Origin of the sequence: Mesobacillus subterraneus (assembly GCF_000934845.1) — a bacterium.
In the GTDB taxonomy this organism is placed as follows: Bacteria; Bacillota; Bacilli; order Bacillales; family Cytobacillaceae; genus Mesobacillus; species Mesobacillus stamsii.
In genome coordinates, this window is the sequence record NZ_JXIQ01000136.1 from 1 (window position 1) to 5,003 (window position 5,003).

The 5,003-nt window shown below is 42.1% G+C and carries 6 protein-coding genes; all 6 read right to left on the reverse strand.

What is annotated here, in order from left to right; genetic code table 11:
• Positions 1–199: 199 nt before the first annotated feature.
• The 6 genes from fni to UB32_RS16040 all read right to left on the reverse strand — a co-directional run bounded on the left by fni (position 200) and on the right by UB32_RS16040 (position 4,832).
• On the reverse strand, positions 200–1,261 hold the full coding sequence (gene fni, locus UB32_RS16015; protein WP_044395542.1) for a type 2 isopentenyl-diphosphate Delta-isomerase: 1,062 nt from the start codon (positions 1,259–1,261) through the stop codon (positions 200–202).
• A gap of 11 nt (positions 1,262–1,272) precedes the next feature.
• Positions 1,273–2,412: a 30S ribosomal protein S1 gene (rpsA, locus tag UB32_RS16020; RefSeq protein WP_044395534.1), complete on the reverse strand. Its 1,140-nt coding sequence runs from the start codon at positions 2,410–2,412 to the stop codon at positions 1,273–1,275.
• 152 nt (positions 2,413–2,564) lie between these two features.
• Entirely contained in the window at positions 2,565–3,146 is a 582-nt protein-coding gene (locus UB32_RS16025) for a lysophospholipid acyltransferase family protein (protein WP_044395536.1), read from the reverse strand.
• A gap of 2 nt (positions 3,147–3,148) precedes the next feature.
• Positions 3,149–3,823, reverse strand: coding sequence for a (d)CMP kinase (gene cmk / locus UB32_RS16030; protein ID WP_044395538.1), 675 nt, complete (start codon positions 3,821–3,823; stop codon positions 3,149–3,151).
• A gap of 98 nt (positions 3,824–3,921) precedes the next feature.
• The gene (locus UB32_RS16035) at positions 3,922–4,107 is read right to left on the reverse strand and encodes a YpfB family protein (protein WP_307191029.1); all 186 of its coding nucleotides are present in this window, start codon (positions 4,105–4,107) and stop codon (positions 3,922–3,924) included.
• A 65-nt stretch (positions 4,108–4,172) separates the two neighbouring features.
• Positions 4,173–4,832: a flagellar brake protein gene (locus tag UB32_RS16040; RefSeq protein ID WP_044395540.1), complete on the reverse strand. Its 660-nt coding sequence runs from the start codon at positions 4,830–4,832 to the stop codon at positions 4,173–4,175.
• Between the last annotated feature and the right edge of the window lie 171 nt (positions 4,833–5,003).

Sequence of the window (5,003 nt, forward strand, 5' to 3'; positions counted from 1 at the left end):
GCACATAGCCCAACGCTTAGGCAAGCCGTTTGCCGCTAACTCCTCAAGACGTTTTTCGCCTTCGTGTCTATTAACAAAAAAGATTCGTTTCAGAATATTTGGCTCCATGCCTCAATTTTCCCGAAATTACAAAAAAAGGTAAACGTATAAATTCTGATATTACAAAAAAAGCCCTCTACTGCATGGTAGAGGGCCTTCTCTATTTCAAGTCTCTTCTTTGAGCGAATGCTTTAGTATCGATTCCTCTTTGACTAAGCCAATGATGTGTTTCTCCTGAAATGACAATAGGAACATGGTGAAGTTCCTCGATCGTTTGTACCCCTACGGCCGTCATAAGGATGGCAATTTCTTCTTTTATGTTAGAAATTTCTTTGATCAAGCCCTCTGTTCCTTGCTCGAGCAAAGTTTTCAGCAAGTATCCTGCCATCGCAGCCGCAGCAGCTCCTGAGGCTAGTCCTTTCACGATATCAAAGCTTGTTTGGATACCTCCTGAAGCAATTACAGTCATGTCCTGAACGGCAGACTTCGCTTCCATTATAGATGCTACAGAAGGAATCCCCCAATCTTCAAAAAAAGTGAGCAACCGCTCCCTCCGTTTATTTTCGATTTTCGCGAAGTTCGTTCCGCCAAACCCGCCAATATCAAGATAACGAACCCCATGTGCATAAAGTTTCGCTGCAGTCTCTGAGCTAACGCCAAATCCCACTTCTTTGACAATTACAGGCACACCGATGTTTTCTACAATTTCCGCGATTCTCGCTAATGCACCGCTAAAGTATCTGTCTCCCTCGGGCATTGTTAATTCCTGGACAACATTTAAATGTATTTGCAGACCATCCGCTCGAATCATTTCGACCGCAGCTTTCGCCTGCTCAAGCGTTGCTTCACTTCCTAGATTGGCAAGCAAGATACCACCAGGGTGCATTTCCCTGACAATTTCATAAGTCCTTCGCTCCTCCGGATTTCTTAAGGCTGACATTTGCGAGCCAACAGCAATAGCCGTCCCTGTCTCTCTTGCGGCGATCGCCAAATCCCGGTTGATTCGGAAGGTCCGTTCTCCGCCGCCTCCAGTCATTGCATTGATAAAAATTGGCGAACTTAAAGAAAGTTCGCCAATTTCAGTTTGCAATTTAACTGAATCAAAATTCATTTCCGGCAGGCTTTGGTTTACAAACTTAATATCGTCAAAGCCAGATAGCCGAGTCTGTCCCATTTCTAGGGCATATTGAATATGGTCCCATTTCCTTTTAGATCTTGACAAATCGATCACCATTATTGTTTAAGATTCTTTAGTTTGTCTCCAATCATATCCCCAAGACTGAAACCTTTATTTTCTTCAGGAAGTTCATAAGAAAAAGCTTCATTGTTCTCTCTTTCCTCGAACTCCTTCATGCTGAGTGATACTCGTTGGTCTTCTTTGTTAACATCCAGGACTTTTACCTTTACAGTCTGCCCTTCCTTGAGAACTTCATGTGGTGTTCCGATGTGTTTATGTGAAATTTGCGAAATATGCACCAAGCCTTCTACACCTGGGAATATTTCGACAAACGCACCATAAGAAACCAAACGTTTGACCGTACCCTCAAGAATGCTGCCCTTTGATGCTTTTTCCTCAATATCAGCCCATGGTCCTGGCAGTGTTTCTTTAATGGAAAGGGAGATTCGCTCATTATCACGGTCCACGCTCAAGACCTTAACCTGCACCTGCTGTCCTTCCTGAACAACATCAGATGGTTTTTCTACATGCTCATGGGAGAGCTGTGAAATATGCACCAAGCCGTCCACTCCACCAATATCAACGAACGCACCAAAGTCCGTTATCCTTTGAACAGTACCTTCCAATACCTGTCCTGGTTGGATGGAAGCAAGCAGATCCTGTTTTTTCTTTCCTTGCTCTTCCTCCACAACCGCGCGATGCGAAAGGATCAGCCGGTTTTTCTCCTTGTCAAGCTCAACAATCTTGAAGCTTATCGTTTTCCCTTTATAATCCGAGAAATCCTCTACAAAATGTGATTCAACCAAGGATGCTGGCACAAATCCGCGGACACCAAGATCGACAACCAAACCGCCTTTTACAACATCTTTCACTTCAGCATCGAATACTTCTCCGCTTTCAAATTTTCCAATTAGATGTTCCCATGCTTTCTCGGCGTCCACTTTTCTTTTCGAAAGAATTAAAGCTTCTTCCTCTACCTTTTGGACTTCGAGTTCAAGTTCATCTCCGATCGAAACCGCGTCTTCTGCTTTTTCCACATGAAGGCTTGATAGCTCACTGATTGGAATAATTCCATCAAGTTTGCTTCCATCAATATCTACCAATACCTGTTTTTCTTCCACTTTTGTTACGGTACCCGTCACACGGTCTCCAGCCTTAAAATTCTTTACTTCTACTTGGTTCATATCTTCTGACATATGTACTCCTCCTTAATCCATCACTGCTGGCAAATAGGAAAAGTGATGCTTCCACCACTTAAAAACACCTTAACTAGTACTTAGTGAAAATTCGAAAAATATCTCTTCTTACTAACTTCTTACAAATAGCCATTTTTGTCAAGCATGAAACCTTAGTTATATTGGTTGATTAGTTTCTGAATTTCTCCCATGATCAAATCAGTCGTCTGTTCGGCATTTAATTTTTTTGCTTTAATGGGTGCCATATCCATTGGTTTGCCATAGACCACCTTTAATTTATTGAATGGTTTGTATGGACCGATCACCGCACACGGCACAACATATGCATCGGAACGGAGGGCAAAGAAGCCCGCTCCAGCAAGACCTTTGCCCAATTTCCCTGTCTTGCTTCTTGTTCCCTCTGGAAATAAACCTAAAACCTTGCCATCCTTTAAAATCCCAAGACCCTTCCTTAACGCTTCCCTGTCACTCATTCCTCTTTTAACTGGAAAAGCATTCAAGTGTGGTAAGATTTTTCCAAGGATAGGAACCGAGAATAACTCCTCTTTTGCCATGAAATAGACCGGTCGCGGGGCAGTAATGCCAACAACCGGTGGATCAAGATTGTCTATGTGATTGGAACACAGCAGGATGCCTCCGTCTGCAGGTATATTTTCCATGCCGATTACCTCAATCCGATAAACTGTTTTTAATGCCGCCTTCACTAAAGACCTTACAAATGAGTAAATTGTCATTTTCATCCGATCCTTTCAAGCGCCAATTCCATTATTTTATCGACTACATCCGGAATCGAAAGCGATGTTGTATCTATTTCCACTGCATCGTCCGCCTTTTTTAAAGGGGCCACTTCTCGTTCAGAGTCAATTTTATCCCGTTCGGCGATTTCTTCTTTTAACTTTTCAAAATTGGATGGAAATCCTTTTTGGATGTTTTCGGCATTTCGACGCTGGGCTCTTTCCTCGACACTTGCAAGCAAAAAGACCTTCACTTCGGCATCGGGTAATACATGTGTGCCAATATCCCTGCCATCCATCACTACTCCGCCATTTTTGGCCAAGTCTTGCTGCCGCTTGACCATTTCTCTCCTGATCAGTCTATGGACAGCAACGTAAGAAACCTGATTTGTGACCTCTGAACTTCTAATGTCAGTGGTGACCTCGACTCCATCCAGAAGCACTTTCTGTCCCGTTTCACCAGGCAGAAGCTCAATCAATGTATCATTTAAAATTTTAATCAGCTGTGCTTCCTGATCGAGCCTGGCCCCTTTTTGGATTGCTTTGTATGTAAGCGCCCTGTACATAGCACCCGTATCGATGTATAGATATTTTAGTTTTTCAGCTACGATTTTAGCTACCGTGCTTTTCCCTGCTGCGGCAGGCCCGTCGATGGCAATTGAAATTTGCTTCTTCATATTTCCTCCTGGTACGCCTTGTTGATCAATGTGCTACTCTTTTATTTTAACACAAAAATCTTTTCCACTTCATTAAAAATAAGCAGGCTCTCGCCTGCTTATTCTTTGCTGCGGATCAAATTCAGGACTTCTGAATAATTATTCTCTGTAACACCCTCGTACTGCGTAATCTGTTTCAGCTCCGGAAATGCGTCCAGTTTATGAAAAAATATTTGAGCAATGAGGAGAAAAATAATTTGGATGATCGCGATTTTGATTAAAATTCTTTCAAAGGTTTTCATCATTTCTTCGCTCCTGTATCAATGCTAACTATATGTAGTATGGGAGCAAACCGAAACATTTATTCTTTTTAAACAGGCAGTCCTTTTTTCTTCATTTCGAGCTGTCGTTCAAAACAAAATCTTAACAGAACTTGCCTGTCTGTCCCTGAAGAATCAAAAAACTGGACAGAAGCCTTGTTCATAAAACCTGAACCTTCAATGATTCTAACTATCTTTCCGTGGAATTTGCGGTATTCATATTCTCCGTTTTGCATCGGCAAGGCAAACCAGCACAATATCTCCATCCCCTGTTTCAAACTGCTTTTTTTATTGATTAGCAGGGCAGAACCTCCTGCACTGATATCATCAGTGACAGTTGTAAACGGAGGAAATTCTCCTTTTACAGAATGGATTGCCACATCAACGGCAGTTTCCACCCGAACAAATTGCCGTCTCTGGATTTTGATTACATGCTCCTTGCCTGGGCAAGAAATTATGACCATCGGAATAGTTTGCTTGATTCTTCCTTTAACTTCTGTTTGAAAGGTATAGCTCGAACCAGAATCAGTCACAAAATTTGCCTTCAACGGTGTTCCTTCCAACAGGAACACCGTTCTATTTGTGGCCAAATTTACAGGATAATCAATGTACAGGTCGTTTCCTTTTCGATCAACCAATTTGCACTTATATTGTTCATAACTATCGAAAGTCTTATGTTCAAGGATGATATTATCACCAATTTTTATCATTGCTAACCCACTTCCCCATTTTCTGAACAAGCTGATGTTCACTATATATTGTTATTTTATTATGACACGCATCTTTTAGTTGGTGCAATAATTAGATTATTTTTACTAAGAAAAGCGCAAGCGCCTTGGTCAGCCCCGACAAGCGCTGCCCGCCGATAACGCCACGTCCTG